We start from the raw sequence: 15,272 nt of genomic DNA on the forward strand, positions 1-15,272 counted from the left end.
CTGCCGATTATCCTTTTTCGGAAAATTTATCTTTAGCCAACAAGTCACCGGCTTCTGCCAATACGGACAATCTTGTGCCGTAGGTCTTTTTGAGCAGTTCGGGAATGTAAACCTGCTTTACCGGACCCGAAGCCACGAGCCGCATATTGAGCATTACGAGCCAGTCGAAATATTCGGTGATAGTGTCCAAATCGTGGTGAACAACGATAACGTTCTTTTTAGCATTGACCATTTCACGCAGAAGTGTAATAATGGCTTCTTCCGTAGCGGCATCGACACCGGCAAAGGGTTCGTCCATCAGGTAAAAATCGGCTTCCTGAGCCAATGCCCTTGCGATGAAAACCCGTTGCTGCTGTCCACCCGAAAGCTGGGAAATCTGCCTTTTGGCAAAATCAGTCATTCCTACTTTTTCCAGACATTCCATTGCTATTTTCCTGTCGGAACTGCGTACGTTGCGAAGCATTCCGATTTTAGCATATCTTCCCATCAATACTACATCAAGTGCAGATACCGGAAAATCCCAATCCACCGTTTCCCGCTGGGGAACATAACTCACTCGGCTGCGGACTTCATCCAGTTCTTTGCCAAATATTTTTACATAGCCACTCGATAGCGGAATTAAGCCCATTATGGATTTAAGCAAAGTGGATTTACCGGAACCGTTGGGTCCGATGATGCCCGTAATGCTTCCTTCGGGCAGGCTGAAATCTACGCCCCAGAGTGCCGGTTTGCTGGAATAGCTCACGGTAAGGTCGTGAACTTCCAATACAGGATTTTCAGATTGGATAATCATTTTGTTTACTGTTTTAATGCAGTTACAATGGTAGTGACATTATGCTTTACCATACCGATGTATGTACCTTCGGGAGTTCCTTTTTTGCCCATTGCATCTGAAAAGAGATTACCACCGATAGCGAGTTTTTTTCCTTTGTTATTTACACCTTCCACCACAGCTTTGAGCGATTTGTCCGATACGGAACTTTCCACAAATACTGCGGGAATATCGTTTTTGAGGATAAAATCGACCAAATCGGTAACATCCCGCAAACCGATTTCCGACATTGTAGAGATACCCTGCAATCCCCGAACCTCAATCCCATAAGCCTTTCCAAAATAGCTGAACGCATCGTGTGCGGTAATCAAAACCCGTCTGTTTTCAGGGATGGTTTCAATTTCGGCTTTCACCCAATGGTCGAGGCTGTCCAGTTCTTTAAGATATTTATCAGCGTTTTGCTGATAATACGCTGTGTTTTCGGGATTGAGCCGGATAAGATTTTTCAGTGCTATTTCCGCCGCTTCTTTCCAAAGAGCTACGTCAAACCAGATATGCGGGTCATAGGTATTTTCGGATACACTGATTATTTTTCCACGGCTGATGGTGTCGCCCAATGCAATTACCGGCTTTACGTGGGTTTGCTTCTCCAGTATTTCACCCATTTTGCCTTCAAGATGCAGTCCGTTGTAAAAGATGTAATCGGCATCCATTATTTTTTTGAGGTCGCCCTGGCTGGCTTTGTACAGATGCGGGTCCACTCCGGGCTGCATAATGGCTTCTACCTTTGCAGCATCTCCGGCTATATTTTCTACTATATCGGCTATCATTCCCGTTGTAGTAATGATATAGGGCTTTTCATCTGTTGCTGTCTTTTTGTTTTCCCCGCAGGAAAACAACAGGGAAACAATGGCTAAAACACAAAGATAATATACGTGATTTTTCATCTTCATTTGAATTACGATTTTTCCTAAGTCATTCATAGAATGATACAAAATAAATATTTAGGCAAATATAATTAAAATGTTAGACTTGTATAACATTTAGACGATATTATTCTATATTTGCTTTTAGGAATGGTGGTAATGCTGAAAGTCTGAATGCTATTTATATCAATCTTAAAACTGTATTGATTGTAATCTGGAGAAATAAGATGGAAGAAATAAACGACCTGACATATGCTGAAAAAATGTACCTGTTGAAGATTTATCAGCTCTCAATGGATGAGGATAAGCGTATTTCTACTACTCAAATAGCCAAATTGCTCGAAGTTAAAGCACCTTCGGCAACAGATATGCTGAAAAGACTGGCTTGTAAAGGACTGGTATCGTATAGTAAATACCAGGGTTGCGAAATAACAAAGGAAGGCATCAGTATTGCATCTGTGATTTTGGAGCAAACGCTATTGACACAACGGTTTCTAAATACGCAACTGGGTATGGCTATGGAAGATAGTCAGCGTATTGCAGAAAAAATCATTACGCTGGATGAACCTCTGCTGTTTGATAGTTTTGCTAAAATCCTAAAAGTTCACCAAACCGATAGCATACGGCGATTATCTTATACCCCAAATCCAAACCAACCCTTTTTCTTCTTTTTGTAATTGATATGAGCCTCTTTATTCTTTAATTGGTGTGCATATTCGCCACCTTCGGGATGAAGGGTCTGCCAGATAACATCCCACCCCATAAAGCCGCCTACATTGCGGTCGTCAATAAAAATGTCGGCATTAATTTTCCTGCTGAAATCACCTTCAGCGGTTTCTCCCGGATAGTTTTCATTGACTGCATAAAATTCCAGCCCGTTCCCTCTGCAATAATCAACAGCCTCTTCCAGCTCTTTCCCTTTCCTGTAAGTCCACAATATCAACCGGTGTCCTTTGCTTTTAAGTGCTTTAAGTGTCGCAAAGGCAAACATCATTTCGTTCCCGATATCGGGGTATTTATGTTCAACAACAGTGCCGTCAAAATCTACGGCTATTACTTTTCCTTTCGTATCAATAAGGTTCATTTCTTACTGTATTTTGCTCTAAGTTTTATTTTTTCGTTTTCTCTTTCAATCAGCAGGGCTGCTATAATCTGCCCTGCGGGAAGTTTATCTTTATTTTCAGCCAATGCTTTTTTGACCTTTTCTTCCGATACATCTATGTGGTACAATATGCTTAGCAGTTTATTGAAATCGGATTGTATCAGTCCGTCTAAGTAGCGTGCCAGTACCTCAAATTGTTCCTCGTTTGAATATTGGGATGCAACTTCTTCAAGCTGAAGTTTATCAGCAATCAGGGATATGGGGTAATACGTTCTATCCATTTATGAATATTTTTTGATGATTAATGTAATTTAGCTTCCCGATTGCCGAATTTGTTTAAACACATCGTACAGCCGTCAAATTTGCCGTATGTAAAATGATGTATCCAGTCACCCAGATTGATGTACCGGGATTTTTCGTTAAGTGCTATATCCAAAGGAAGATGCCTGTGTCCGAAAACGAAATAATCATAATGTGCGGATGCCAGTTTTTGTCTGGCATATTGGACCAGCCATTCTTTATCTTCTCCAAGAAACTTTACATCTTCATCACCTGAAATAAGTTTGTTTTTGACCGAAAGGTATTGCCCCAATCTTATGCCGATGTCGGGATGCAACCAACGGAACAGCCACACAAACAATGGACAGGTAAATATCTTTTTCAACCGTTTATAGCCCTTGTCATAAGGACCCAATCCATCTCCGTGAGCGATAAAAAAACGTTTCCCGTTAATCGTAAATATTTCCGGCGAATGAAATACGGGAATGTTCAGTTCCTTCTCAAAATATCCGCTCATCCATAAGTCGTGATTGCCTGCAAAGAAATATACGGGAATACCGCTGTCGGTTATTTCGGCAAGTTTGCCCAATAGCCTGACAAATCCTTTCGGAACAACGGTTTTATACTCGAACCAGAAATCAAATATATCTCCCAGCAAAAAAATAGCTCCGGCATCCTTTTTTACGCTGTCCAGCCATTTTATCAGCCGTAATTCTCTCGCATAACTTTCCTTTGCAGTTGGTGCACCCAAATGGCTGTCGGAGGCAAAATATACGTTTTTACCACTGCTTAATTCTATGTAACGGCATCTTGTTTCCAAACATTCATTCAGTGTTTTAATGATTTCTAAATCGGGACGGTATTGTTTGTTTCTGCGATAACCCTTCCCAGTTTTACGGCATTCATCTGGTCATCGAAAATGTACGTCAGGGGTTCGCCTGTTGCAATTTCCCGTTTCAGTATTTCTTCGGGAGAGAGATGTTCCAGGTACATTATCAATGCCCGCAAACTATTACCGTGAGCCACAAGAAGTACATTCTTATGCTGCTGTAATTGTGGCTGTATGAAATTTTCAAAATAAGGTATCACTCGGTCGTAAGTATCTTTCAGGCTTTCACCACCCGGAGGTGCAATGTCGAATGAACGTCGCCAGATATGTACCTGCTCGGCTCCGTATTTTTTGGCTGTTTCGGCTTTGTTCAATCCTTCCAGCATACCGTAGGCTCGTTCGTTCAATGCCTCGTTAATGATAATGGGCGTGTTTGTTTTTCCCATTTCGTTCAGGATGATTTTTAATGTATGCTGTGCCCTGATGAGCTTAGATGTAAAGGCTACATCTACTTTTTCTTCTTTCAGGATTTGCCCTGCCCGTTCAGCTTCCAGTTGTCCAAGTGCTGTAATATCTACATCCTGCCAACCTGTAAAACGGTTTTCAAGGTTCCATTGTGATTGTCCGTGCCGGACTAAAAATAATTTTCTCATCGTTTTATGTATTATGTTTAACCAATGCTTTTCCTTTTCTATCTTCATTAAAATGCCCCTCTTCGTAAACAAGGTTTCCATTGACCAATGTGTGTGTAACCTTAGTTTGAAAAACAGTACCTTCCAATGGCGACCAGCCACATTTATACAGGATATTGTCTTTTGAAACCATCCATTCCCTGTTCATATCCACCAATACCAAATCCGCATAATATCCCTCCCTGATAAATCCACGGTTCTCGATTTGGTAAAGTATAGCAGGGTTATGGCACATCTTCTCCGCTATTTTTTCCAACGATATAATTCCCTGCTTAAAAAATTCAAGCATAATATTCAGTGAATGCTGTACCATAGGTGCGCCTGAAAGAGCGGTAAAATAGTTGCCGCTTTTTTCTTCAAGGGTGTGCGGTGCGTGGTCGGTAGTAACCAGGTCAATATGATTGTCTGTCAATGCCTGCAACAAACCTTTTCTGTCTGCTTCTGATTTGATGGATGGGTTCCATTTTATGAATGCGCCCAATCGGTCATAGTCTTTCTCGGAAAACCAAAGATGCTGTACGCAAACTTCGGTAGTGATGTTCTTATCAGTCAGGGGAATGGTTTTGTCAAATAGCTGTGCTTCGGATGCGGTTGTAAGGTGCAGGATATGCAAACGGGCATTGTATTTGGTTGCCAAAGCAATAAAGTCCCGTGTTGCTTCGATACAGGCTTGCTCATTGCGTATTTGAGGATGGAACTTAAATGGAATATCGTTACCATATTGCAGCTTATAAACAGCTTCGTTTGCTGTAATGAGGGCTTCCTTTTCGGCGTGTACGGCAATGATACATTGGCAATGGGCAAACAGTTTTTCCATTACCTGCGGATTGTCGGCAAGCAGGTTTCCTTTCTTTGTAAAGTATAAGCCGTCGTCTGATACCGCCAGGAACTGAGAGGTATCCATCTGAAGAATATCCTCAATGTTATCGGCATTTACGCCCATAAAAAAGCCAAAGTTTGCCAATGACTTCTGTGCTGCCATACGGTATTTGTTTTCCCATAATTTCAGCGTGAGTACATTGGGCTTCGTGTTCGGCATATCTATAAACGAGGTAACGCCTCCGGCTATGGCTGCCTTGCTTTCTGTATATAAATCCGCTTTGTGCGTTAATCCGGGGTCACGAAAATGCACCTGACCGTCAATAACCCCTGGAAATAAATACTTACCGTTTCCGCTAATCACTTTTGCATCCCACTGATGAAGTGCAATACCTATTTTTTGGATACGACCATTAGCAATGAGTACATCTGCATTGGTAATGATGCCCTCATTGACTACGTTGGTATCTTTTATGAGAATAGGTTGTGTCATTTTCTTTGTTAATTCCAAATGCCGTTGGCTTCCGTTAGAATAACAGGAGCGCCATCGGTAACGATTAGCGTATGTTCGTGCTGGGCTACATAGCCGCCTTTATTGCCTACAAGTGTCCATTCATCCAGTTTCGGATTACCCAATACTGCCATTGTAGAGTGGGTGGCTATAAATGTTTCCACGGCAACAACCGTATTTTTCCTGAACCGGCTGAAATTCATCTTGTCCCGGAAATTAGGGATGGACGGCTCTTCGTGCAGCCTGTTCCCGATACCGTGACCCGTAAGATTGTGTATCACTTTGTATCCTCTTTTTTTGGCTTCCGTTTCAATAATAAACCCCACATCTTTTATCCGCACACCGGCTTTGATGTTGCCGATGGCTTTCTTCAGTATTTGCTTGGACGCATCAACCAAAAGAGTGTGGTTATGCACATCGTTTCCCAATACAAACGAACCGCCATTATCCGCCCAAAAGCCGTTCAGTTCGGCAGATACATCTACGTTTACCAAATCACCTTCTTTCAGGATTTTAGTGGCAGACGGAATGCCGTGTGCTACTTCCTGATTGACACAGATACAGGTACAACCGGGAAATTTGTAAGTGGAATATGGGGCTGACTTTGCTCCGAAACTGTAAAGCATCTTCGCTCCGAAATCATCCAGTTCTTTTGTGGACATACCGGGTTCGGCGTAGCGTTGCATTGCCCTTAGTGTAAGAGCAACCGCTTTGCTTACTGCCTGCATCCCGATTAAATCCGTTTCTGCTGATATTGACATAATTCTTATTATTAATTGTTTTAGCTGCCGCAGGCAATGCACTCTTCGGGATTGTCCAATGAACAGGAAATTTCCGCTTGTTTGTCTTCGGCTGATTGCACCGTTTCTACCGTAAACTTGATGGCATCTGCTGCCGCTTTGGTTCGCAGGTAATACATTCCTGTTTTCAGTCCGCTTTTCCAGGAGTGGAAGTGCATCGAAGTGAGCTTTGCCATATTGGGTTCTGCCATAAAAAGGTTGAGCGATTGGGATTGACAGATAAATGCACCTCTGTCGGCAGCCATATCAATGATGGTTTTCTGTTTGATTTCCCATACGGTCTTGTACAGTTCTTTTAAATCCGTAGGAATTTCCTCAATGTTTTGAACAGAACCATTCTCGGCAATCAGCCTGTTTTTCATTTGGGCATCCCAAAGGTTTAATTCTATCAGGTCTTTCAGTAAATGCTTATTGACCACCACAAACTCACCCGAAAGCACACGCCTGTTATAAACATTACTTGTGTAAGGTTCAAAGCATTCGTTGTTCCCCAATATCTGCGAAGTAGAAGCGGTAGGCATCGGAGCCACTAACAAGGAATTGCGTACGCCAAATTCCATTACGTCTTTACGTAAATCTGCCCAATCCCAACGGTCTGATGGCTCGACATTCCATAAATCAAACTGAAACTTTCCCTCGGAAAGGGGCGAGCCCTTGAAACTCTCGTAAGCCCCCTGTTCCTTCGCCAGCTCCATCGAACTTTCCATTGCCGCATAGTAGATGGTTTCAAAAATATCCTTGTTCAGTTGCCGTGCTTCCTCACTTTCAAAAGGCATCCGCAATAACAGGAAGACATCCGCCAAACCTTGTACGCCCAAACCGATAGGTCGGTGTCTGAAGTTGGAGTTTTGCGTTTCGGGTACGGGATAGTAATTGCCGTCAATGACTTTATTGAGGTTTCGGGTAACAATCTTCGTTACTTCGTACAGCTTCTGAAAATCAAAGCCATTCTCTGCAACATATCTCGGCAAAGCCAGTGAAGCCAGGTTGCATACGGCAACTTCTCCGGCATTGGTGAACTCCATTATCTCGGTACACAGGTTGGAGCTACGGATTACGCCTATATTTTTCTGGTTGGACTTTTCGTTGACGGCATCTTTGTAGCATATATAAGGCGTACCTGTTTCTATTTGGGCTTCCAATATGGCGTTCCAAAGCTCACGGGCTTTTACCTGCCTGCGGAATTTCCCTTCCTGCTCATATTGTTGGTACAATGCCGCAAACTCATCGCCATAAGTATCGTACAATCCTGGGGCTTCATTCGGGTCAAACAGTGACCAATCGGCATTTTCTTCTACCCGTTGCATAAACAAGTCGGGTATCCACAGGGCAGGGAACAAATCCCTTGCCCGCATTTCTTCCTTGCCGTGGTTTTTGCGGAGGTCGAGGAAATCAAAAATATCGGCGTGCCACGGTTCCAGATATACCGCAATGGCTCCCTTGCGTTTGCCGCCGCCCTGGTCCACATAACGGGCTGTGTCATTATACACCCTAAGCATCGGGATGATGCCGTTGGAAATACCGCCTGTACCTTTGATGTAGCTGCCCGTAGCCCTTACATTGTGAATGCTCAACCCGATACCTCCGGCTGATTGCGAAATCAAAGCACAGCGTTTCAGGGTGTCGAAAATACCGCTGATGCTGTCTTCGGTCATACTCAACAGGAAACAGGACGACATCTGCGGTTTGGGTGTTCCGGCATTGAATAAGGTAGGCGTAGCGTGGATAAACCATTTTTCGCTCATCAGGTTGTAGGTTTCTATTGCTGCTGCAATATCTTCTTTGTGTATGCCTATTGCCACCCGCATAAACAAGTGCTGCGGACGTTCGGTTATTTTGCCGTTAGTGCGGATGAGGTATGAGCGTTCCAGTGTTTTGAACCCGAAATAGTCAAAATTATAATCCCGGTCATAAATGATACTGCTGTCTATGGCATCGGCATTTTTTCGGATGATGTCATAGGTTTCTTTAGATAATAAAGGTGCGTACGTATTGGTTACAGGGTCGATATAATCGTACAGCAATTTAGCTGTTTTGGAAAATGACTTTAGGGTATTCTTATGCAGGTTGCTGACCGCAATTCTTGCAGCAAGCACAGCGAAATCAGGATGTACCGTTGTATAGGCGGCAGCCGTTTCTGCGGCAAGATTATCCAGCTCGGTAGTGGTTACATTGTCATAGATGCCCTGAATTACTTTCTTGGCAATTTCGATGACATCCTTTTCGTCCACAGCCAGTCCGTACACTAATTTGTGTAGCCGTGCCGTAATCTTATCGAAATGTACGGCTTCCTGTTTTCCGTTTCTTTTTATTACAAACATTGAGCGTTGCGTTAATTTATTTTTAGTTCTTGAATTTCATTTTATAGGGCGTGGTAACGTTTCCTTTCAGCACTTGTTTCAGCTTACTTTCCATCAGTTTTTTACTCAATGGTTTTACACGGTCTATGTATAAAATGCCTTGCGTATGGTCGTATTCGTGCAGGATAACACGGGCAGTCATTCCGCTAAACTTTTTCTGTATGGTTTCAAAATGCTGATTTTGATACTGCACTTCCACAGACCAGGAACGAACCACCTTGCCGGACAGAAATGGCAGGCTCAAACAACCTTCCGTTTCTTCCCATTTGTTTTCAGAAAGGCTTATAATTTCTGTATTGATAAATACTTCCCGGATGCCCGTATCTCCTTCGGTAAAAACATCTTTCCGTTCTGTTTCTCCCATATTATCAAACAGAATTTTGCTGTCCGCTACAAAGAGCTGAAGCGGCTTGCCAATTTGCGGTGCAGCCAGTCCACAGCCCTGTGCGTTTTCCATCGTTTCCCACATATCGGCAATGAGCGTATCCAGTCCGGGAAAATCCTGCTCCACCTTATCTGCTGTCATTTTCAGCACATTATTCCCATATCCGTAAACCGGTAACTTCATCTCAAGCACATTTATTAAAAATCTTCATCGAGCGAAAAGCTGTTTTGTTCTTTTGTATTCTGTACCACACCCGATTTTTGGTATTCGCCTACACGACGTTCAAAAAAGTTGGTTTTTCCTTGCAGTGAAATCAGCTCCATAAAGTCAAACGGGTTGGTAGCATTCCAAATCTTTTTACAGCCTAATGCCACAAGCAACCGGTCAGCTACAAACTCAATGTACTGGCACATCAGTTCGGCATTCATCCCGATAAGCCTAACGGGTAAAGCATCTGTTACAAATTCTTTTTCAACGTCAACCGCATCGGCTATTATTTTTTGCACGGTTGCTTCGGGCAATTTGTTGACCAGGTGATTGACATACAGCAAACAGGCAAAATCGCAGTGCAGACCTTCGTCACGGCTGATGAGTTCATTGGAAAACGTCAGACCGGGCATCAGTCCCCGTTTTTTCAGCCAGAAAATGGAACAAAAGCTGCCTGAAAAGAAAATCCCTTCGACAGCCGCAAATGCAATCAGCCTTTCGGCGAAATTGTCGCTTTCAATCCAGCGTAAAGCCCAATCGGCTTTTTTGCCCACACAGGGGATGGTGTCAATAGCTCGTAACAGGTAATCCTTTTCTACAGCGTCTTTTACATAGGTATCAATCAGCAGGGAGTACATTTCCGAATGGATATTCTCAATCATAATCTGGAACCCGTAGAAGCAACGTGCTTCGGGATATTGCACTTCCTGTACAAAGTTTATGGCAAGGTTTTCATTTACGATACCGTCACTCGCCGCAAAAAATGCCAGTACGTGCGATATGAAATAGCGTTCGTCATTGTTCAGCTTGTTGTGCCAGTCGTTCATATCGGGCGACAAGTCCACTTCTTCGGCTGTCCAAAAACTCGCTTCTGCTTTTTTGTAGAATTGCCAGATGTCATCGTGCTGAATGGGAAAGATGACAAACCGGTCTTTGTTATCCTGTAAAATCGGCTCAATCATCTTTGCACTTTCTTTTTACAAATTCATATAATAACCGTACAGGTACAGCCGTAGCTCCGCTCTGCCTGTATCCTTTGGCTTCTTTGACGAATGCTGCTCCTGCAATGTCAAGGTGTAACCAGGGATAGTCCGTAAAGTGTTCCAAGAATATGGAAGAGGTGCTGACACCGCCTACCGGACCGCCCAGATTGCTCATATCGGCAACCGAAGATTTCAGCAAATCTTTGTATTCTTTCCAAAGGGGTAGTTGCAATAACCTTTCGTAAACCTGCTCGCCAATGCCTTTGAGCTCATCAATCTGTTCCTGAGCATTTCCCAACACGGCTATTCCTAACGAACCTGTAATGGCAGCCGAAGCTCCCGTTAAGGTTGCCATATCAATGACCAGTTCAGGCTCAAACCGTTTGGCGTATGTCAAGGCATCAGCCAATACCAAACGCCCTTCAGCATCGGTATTCTGTACCTCTATGGTAGTGCCGTCCATCATTGTGATGACATCATCAACGACCAAAGCATTAGCCGAAATCTTATTGTCCGTAGCGGGAACCAATCCGATTACATAATAGGGCAGTTTGTTTCCTGCAATAGCAGCAACCGTTCCCAATACTGCCGCACCTCCTGCCATATCGCATTTCATCGTGAGCATATTACCGCCTGTCTTCAGCGAGTAACCACCCGTATCGAACATCACGCCTTTGCCCACCAGCACCAGCGGCTTTTCATTGACCGCATTTTCGGGCTTGTAATGGAAAATATTGAAGGTTGGCGGTGTTTCCGAACCTTTGTTTACCGCAAGCAAACCACCCATTTTCAATTCCTCTATCTGTGCTTTGTGCAGGATTTCGGTTTCAAAACCAAACTGTTTTCCAGCTTCTGTTGCCACTTCGGAAAACCGCAGGGCATCCATATAATTGACAGGCTCGTTTACTAATGTTTTCGTCAGTGAAACGGCTTCTACAAGCCGTTTCAGCTCTTCAATCTTGTCTTTCGGAAAAGAGCGGTTACGGATATGCACATCAACGGGATGCTGTTTCTTTTTTGCTTTGTATTTATTAAAATCATAGCTACTCAACAGCATTCCCTCTAAAAACGCATAGCGTTCTGCTTCCGTAAGTTCATCCAGCCCCCGTAGTCGTGCAGTTTGGGTTTGCTGTTTCTGCAAGGCAGCATACAGCGATGCTCCTGCCAACCTTAATGCCTCGGTTTCCGTATTGGGCGTGATGACAATAAAGTTCTGTTTATCGCCCAATGTGGTAATCACTTCCGTTTGATTTTCAGAAAATGCCTTGTCAATGTTTTGTACCAATGATTTCTGAAAGGCATAGCGTTCTGCCTGCTCTTTGGTGGCAATGAGTATGATGTTTGCAGCACTATCTGCAACGTCTTCTTTTTTTGTATAGGGTATGAAATTTAAGTTCAAGTAATTATCCTGCATTTTGCTCTTTTAGTTTTGCTGTTACCGTTTGTTGTCCTGGTGTCCATCCGCAACCTGTCAATTCTTCTGTTTGCAGTGCATCCAGTACCCTAAGCACTTCGTTTACATTTCTGCCTACGTTCATCGGATACACGCTTACCCATTGTATTTTGCCATTGGGGTCGATGATGAAGGTGGCACGGTAGGCAACTTTTTCTTCACTGTCGAGTATGCCCATTTCTTCAGCTAAAGATTTTGAGGTATCAGCAAGCATCGGAATAGTCAGTTTTGCCAATTCCGGATGGTTTTGCCTCCATCCAAGATGCACGAACTCTGTATCGGTAGAAGCTCCGATAACCTGTGCGTTACGTTCTACAAATGCGGTATTGTTATTGTCAAATTCGATGATTTCGGTAGGACATACAAACGTGAAATCTTTCGGCCACCAGAACAGCACTGTCCATTTGCCTTGCTCTGAAAGATAACGGTTGTCGATGTCCGTAATTTCTATGCCGTTTTCTGTGGTTACAACAGCTTTCTTGAAAAATTCGGGCAGTTTATCCCCGATACTTAAAGGTCCTTTTTGTACCAGTTGCATTTGCTGCTGGCTCATTAGTTTTTTTACTGAATTGCACATAATCTCTAATCTATTTTTATTAAATTGTTTTCTACTAATTGTTCTTTCAGGGTTCTGAAAAGCTGTTCCTGCTTTTCCTTTCCTGTATTATTTTTCTCTGCAAAACGGACATAAGCCAATGTGGCTCTTTTCAGTTCCGATTGTATCTCGTCAGGATTGAGGGCTTTATTGGCTGAAAGATGCAGGAGGTAATACACCGTACGTTTGAGCATATTTTCCGCTTCTTCCAGATTGCCAAGCTCTTCGTAGGTGTTCGCCAGGTTATTGCAGGAAATGATATATACCTGTATGAACGGTATTTTCAGACGGATGCAATCCGGGATGTTATTGTTCAGTACTTCCGCTCTGTACAGTGCGTCTTTATATCCTGACAGTGCTTTTTCAAAATTGCCTTTATTGAAATGCTCGTTATTCGATACAGTTAATGACTGCCAATATTTTTCTATATGGTCCATACAGGTATCACTCATTTTATTTTAAATTGTTGTTCGCAAAATCCCAGTTGACGATTTCCCAAAAGCCTTCCACAAATTTTGGACGGGCATTGCGGTAGTCGATGTAGTAGGCGTGTTCCCATACGTCCAGCGTGAGGATTGGGGTTTTATTTTCAGTCAATGGAGTATGGGCATCTTTCATCGGCACGATTTCCAGTTTTTGGTTTTCGTCCTGTGCGAGCCACGCCCATCCGCATCCAAATAGCTTTACTGCCGTAGTAGAAAACAGTTCCTTGAAGTTTTCAAAACTGCCGAAATCACGATTGATAAGTTCGGCTATCCTGCCTTGTGGAGTTTTACCGCCATTTGGCGAAAGGCAATGCCAGAAAAAGCTGTGGTTCCAATGCTGTGCAGCATTATTGAACAGTCCGGCATTGTTTTCTGCAAATCCCTTTCGTATGATTTCCTCGACGGTAGCGTTTTCTAAGGGGGTGTCTTTTACCAACCCTGCAAGGTTGTTGACATACGTAGCGTGATGCTTACCGTAATGATAATCGAAGGTTTCCTCCGTGATTATCGGATTAAGGGCATTTCTGTCGTACGGAAGCTCCGGTAATACTTGTGTAATTCTCATCTCTTATTGTTCTTTAGTTTTAAAATTTTAATCGCTCTTTTTAATTGACTGACCTGCCCTAATTGCTCTGTGGCTTTCTTCATATTGTTCTGCATCAGGTTATTATCCCGAATATTTCTTTCGAGGTATTTCTTGTTTTCTTCCAATAATTCTATTACATACTCCATATCACTAATCTTGTTTTTGATTAAAATTAGATTAGCAAAAATAATAAGTTAGAATGTACTAACAAAATAATTAGATGAATTATTTTGAATTTACCAAATCGCCTGTAAAAGCTATATTGCTAAAATAAAAAGCCAGAGTCCTATTAGAACTCCGGCTTTTACGAACTAAATTCAAAAAAATAATTATGAGAAAATTATTAGTCTTTTATCAATTTGATGGAATTGATTGTATATCATTTCAAAAATAAAATGTAACCAAAAAGATTGATTTACTTCTTCAACTGACTCGGTAAAATTCCAAATTTTCGTTTGAAAGCTGCCGAAAAATGGCGTTGGTTTTTGTAACCGATTAATTGTGAAACTTCGCCCACATTCATATCTTCTTCAGTCAGCAATTGTTTTGCCTGGTTCATTTTGGCATCGCTCCAAAATCCGAAAACCGTGGTGCCGAACAGCTCTTTAAATCCTTTTTTCAGAATAAAGTCATTCGTACCAACAAGATGAGCCAAATCGATAAGTGTACACGCTGCATCCAGATGTTGCAGGATAAATTCTCTTACCGCATATATTTTATCTACATCCGATTTTTTGAGTGTAGAATGAGAAAAAGTATCATTTGAAAACTGTTCTAGCTGAAGCAACAAAAGTTCAATGACCTTGGCTTCCAGAAACATCCGTTTAAAAATTCCCTGACGTTGGCAATTCATAATTTCGTCAACTATCTGGTACATTTTATGACTAACAGGGTGATGGTTTTGTGTCAGTAATGCTGATTTCCCTTTCTCCATAGCATTACGGAACGCATCAAAAAGGTGGTGATTTTGTGGTAGGAATTTTTTAAAAAAATCAGGAGAAAGATTGATTTCACAAAGTTGAAACTCTTCGCTTTCCCATTGCATTTTACCGCATATTTCATTTGCATAGATAATGTTGTGTTGGTGAGAGACGAAACCTATTGATTTATCTAAGCCCCCTGTACTAACTGTACTTTTCCCTTTTAGGGCAAAATGCATCTCAATCGTTTCAAAATCACTTTCAAAATCAAGGCGTATGGTATTGCGTAAAAAAGTATTACCAAAGCCGATATGAACTCCTTCAAATAAAATTTCTTTATAAAAACCTTTACCAAAATAGTGTTCTATAAAGGTTGTGTTTTCAATAATATCTTTGTCCGTAGATATATTCCAGTCCGGATATTCCTTTTCTATGAGTGTAATGTTTTCCTCATTGTCATACAACCGTAAATTCATTTGTATTTATATTAATTAATCCGTACTACGGACATTTTAATCCCTCTTACATACCTGTTAGAATAATCTAACTTTTTATATTTGCACAAAGT

At 42.2% G+C, this 15,272-nt stretch carries 17 protein-coding genes; 1 reads left to right on the forward strand and 16 read right to left on the reverse strand.

Annotation, left to right across the window (positions count from 1 at the left end; translation table 11 throughout):
- Nucleotides 1–7: 7 nt before the first annotated feature.
- Together BN8061_RS05385 and BN8061_RS05390 are read right to left on the reverse strand one after the other, a co-directional pair.
- The gene (locus BN8061_RS05385; protein WP_068597156.1) at nt 8–793 is read right to left on the reverse strand and encodes a metal ABC transporter ATP-binding protein; all 786 of its coding nucleotides are present in this window, start codon (nt 791–793) and stop codon (nt 8–10) included.
- A gap of 5 nt (nt 794–798) precedes the next feature.
- The gene (locus BN8061_RS05390; protein WP_235802690.1) at nt 799–1,725 is read right to left on the reverse strand and encodes a metal ABC transporter solute-binding protein, Zn/Mn family; all 927 of its coding nucleotides are present in this window, start codon (nt 1,723–1,725) and stop codon (nt 799–801) included.
- A 200-nt stretch (nt 1,726–1,925) separates the two neighbouring features.
- Here BN8061_RS05390 and BN8061_RS05395 point away from each other — a divergent pair, with 200 nt between their 5' ends.
- Nucleotides 1,926–2,375: a metal-dependent transcriptional regulator gene (locus BN8061_RS05395; RefSeq protein WP_154662264.1), complete on the forward strand. Its 450-nt coding sequence runs from the start codon at nt 1,926–1,928 to the stop codon at nt 2,373–2,375.
- Here the strand turns inward: BN8061_RS05395 and BN8061_RS05400 are convergent.
- The 14 genes from BN8061_RS05400 to BN8061_RS05465 form a co-directional block, all read right to left on the reverse strand.
- Nucleotides 2,333–2,782 carry a BT0820 family HAD-type phosphatase gene (locus BN8061_RS05400; RefSeq protein WP_068597159.1) on the reverse strand — a complete coding sequence of 150 codons (450 nt, stop codon included), beginning with the start codon at nt 2,780–2,782 and terminating at the stop codon, nt 2,333–2,335. The two genes, BN8061_RS05395 and BN8061_RS05400, sit on opposite strands and share 43 nt — an antisense overlap.
- Nucleotides 2,779–3,081, reverse strand: a complete 303-nt coding sequence (locus BN8061_RS05405) for a hypothetical protein (protein WP_068597160.1) — start codon at nt 3,079–3,081, stop codon at nt 2,779–2,781. Before BN8061_RS05405 ends, BN8061_RS05400 begins: the two co-directional genes overlap by 4 nt.
- Before the next feature lie 20 nt (nt 3,082–3,101).
- Entirely contained in the window at nt 3,102–3,899 is a 798-nt protein-coding gene (locus tag BN8061_RS05410) for a UDP-2,3-diacylglucosamine diphosphatase (protein WP_341832746.1), read from the reverse strand.
- 26 nt (nt 3,900–3,925) lie between these two features.
- Nucleotides 3,926–4,561 carry a 2,3-bisphosphoglycerate-dependent phosphoglycerate mutase gene (locus BN8061_RS05415; RefSeq protein WP_078691096.1) on the reverse strand — a complete coding sequence of 212 codons (636 nt, stop codon included), beginning with the start codon at nt 4,559–4,561 and terminating at the stop codon, nt 3,926–3,928.
- Between the two features lie 4 nt (nt 4,562–4,565).
- Entirely contained in the window at nt 4,566–5,912 is a 1,347-nt protein-coding gene (locus tag BN8061_RS05420; RefSeq protein WP_068597163.1) for a dihydroorotase, read from the reverse strand.
- 8 nt (nt 5,913–5,920) lie between these two features.
- The gene (gene map / locus BN8061_RS05425) at nt 5,921–6,691 is read right to left on the reverse strand and encodes a type I methionyl aminopeptidase (RefSeq protein WP_068597164.1); all 771 of its coding nucleotides are present in this window, start codon (nt 6,689–6,691) and stop codon (nt 5,921–5,923) included.
- Between the two features lie 20 nt (nt 6,692–6,711).
- On the reverse strand, nt 6,712–9,051 hold the full coding sequence (locus tag BN8061_RS05430) for a ribonucleoside-diphosphate reductase subunit alpha (protein ID WP_068597166.1): 2,340 nt from the start codon (nt 9,049–9,051) through the stop codon (nt 6,712–6,714).
- A gap of 22 nt (nt 9,052–9,073) precedes the next feature.
- Nucleotides 9,074–9,658, reverse strand: a complete 585-nt coding sequence (def, locus tag BN8061_RS05435) for a peptide deformylase (RefSeq protein ID WP_068597168.1) — start codon at nt 9,656–9,658, stop codon at nt 9,074–9,076.
- A 14-nt stretch (nt 9,659–9,672) separates the two neighbouring features.
- Complete coding sequence (locus BN8061_RS05440; protein ID WP_068597170.1) at nt 9,673–10,644, reverse strand: ribonucleoside-diphosphate reductase small subunit; 972 nt, start codon at nt 10,642–10,644, stop codon at nt 9,673–9,675.
- Nucleotides 10,637–12,079 (reverse strand): leucyl aminopeptidase family protein, encoded by a 1,443-nt coding sequence (locus BN8061_RS05445; RefSeq protein WP_068597171.1) that lies wholly within the window; start codon nt 12,077–12,079, stop codon nt 10,637–10,639. The genes BN8061_RS05440 and BN8061_RS05445 overlap by 8 nt, the downstream gene beginning before the upstream one ends.
- Nucleotides 12,069–12,671 (reverse strand): peroxiredoxin, encoded by a 603-nt coding sequence (locus BN8061_RS05450; RefSeq protein ID WP_235802691.1) that lies wholly within the window; start codon nt 12,669–12,671, stop codon nt 12,069–12,071. Before BN8061_RS05450 ends, BN8061_RS05445 begins: the two co-directional genes overlap by 11 nt.
- 29 nt (nt 12,672–12,700) lie before the next feature.
- On the reverse strand, nt 12,701–13,165 hold the full coding sequence (locus BN8061_RS05455) for a tetratricopeptide repeat protein (protein WP_068597173.1): 465 nt from the start codon (nt 13,163–13,165) through the stop codon (nt 12,701–12,703).
- A gap of 1 nt (nt 13,166) precedes the next feature.
- Nucleotides 13,167–13,763, reverse strand: a complete 597-nt coding sequence (locus BN8061_RS05460) for a superoxide dismutase (protein ID WP_068597175.1) — start codon at nt 13,761–13,763, stop codon at nt 13,167–13,169.
- 436 nt (nt 13,764–14,199) lie between these two features.
- On the reverse strand, nt 14,200–15,180 hold the full coding sequence (locus tag BN8061_RS05465) for a helix-turn-helix transcriptional regulator (protein ID WP_068597176.1): 981 nt from the start codon (nt 15,178–15,180) through the stop codon (nt 14,200–14,202).
- Nucleotides 15,181–15,272 lie beyond the last annotated feature (92 nt).

This window comes from Vaginella massiliensis (genome assembly GCF_900089075.1).
GTDB classification, from domain to species: Bacteria; Bacteroidota; Bacteroidia; order Flavobacteriales; family Weeksellaceae; genus Weeksella; species Weeksella massiliensis_A.

Bases quoted from the DNA above. Each gene is read 5' to 3' on its own strand.
- BN8061_RS05400 (WP_068597159.1), bottom strand. From the start codon at position 2,782: ATGAACCTTATTGATACGAAAGGAAAAGTAATAGCCGTAGATTTTGAC.
- BN8061_RS05450 (WP_235802691.1), bottom strand. From the start codon at position 12,671: ATGAGCCAGCAGCAAATGCAACTGGTACAAAAAGGACCTTTAAGTATC.
- BN8061_RS05440 (WP_068597170.1), bottom strand. From the start codon at position 10,644: ATGATTGAGCCGATTTTACAGGATAACAAAGACCGGTTTGTCATCTTT.
- BN8061_RS05390 (WP_235802690.1), bottom strand. From the start codon at position 1,725: ATGAAGATGAAAAATCACGTATATTATCTTTGTGTTTTAGCCATTGTT.
- map (WP_068597164.1), bottom strand. From the start codon at position 6,691: ATGTCAATATCAGCAGAAACGGATTTAATCGGGATGCAGGCAGTAAGC.
- BN8061_RS05445 (WP_068597171.1), bottom strand. From the start codon at position 12,079: ATGCAGGATAATTACTTGAACTTAAATTTCATACCCTATACAAAAAAA.
- BN8061_RS05430 (WP_068597166.1), bottom strand. From the start codon at position 9,051: ATGTTTGTAATAAAAAGAAACGGAAAACAGGAAGCCGTACATTTCGAT.
- BN8061_RS05415 (WP_078691096.1), bottom strand. From the start codon at position 4,561: ATGAGAAAATTATTTTTAGTCCGGCACGGACAATCACAATGGAACCTT.
- BN8061_RS05385 (WP_068597156.1), bottom strand. From the start codon at position 793: ATGATTATCCAATCTGAAAATCCTGTATTGGAAGTTCACGACCTTACC.
- def (WP_068597168.1), bottom strand. From the start codon at position 9,658: ATGAAGTTACCGGTTTACGGATATGGGAATAATGTGCTGAAAATGACA.
- BN8061_RS05420 (WP_068597163.1), bottom strand. From the start codon at position 5,912: ATGACACAACCTATTCTCATAAAAGATACCAACGTAGTCAATGAGGGC.
- BN8061_RS05465 (WP_068597176.1), bottom strand. From the start codon at position 15,180: ATGAATTTACGGTTGTATGACAATGAGGAAAACATTACACTCATAGAA.
- BN8061_RS05405 (WP_068597160.1), bottom strand. From the start codon at position 3,081: ATGGATAGAACGTATTACCCCATATCCCTGATTGCTGATAAACTTCAG.
- BN8061_RS05455 (WP_068597173.1), bottom strand. From the start codon at position 13,165: ATGAGTGATACCTGTATGGACCATATAGAAAAATATTGGCAGTCATTA.
- BN8061_RS05395 (WP_154662264.1), top strand. From the start codon at position 1,926: ATGGAAGAAATAAACGACCTGACATATGCTGAAAAAATGTACCTGTTG.
- BN8061_RS05460 (WP_068597175.1), bottom strand. From the start codon at position 13,763: ATGAGAATTACACAAGTATTACCGGAGCTTCCGTACGACAGAAATGCC.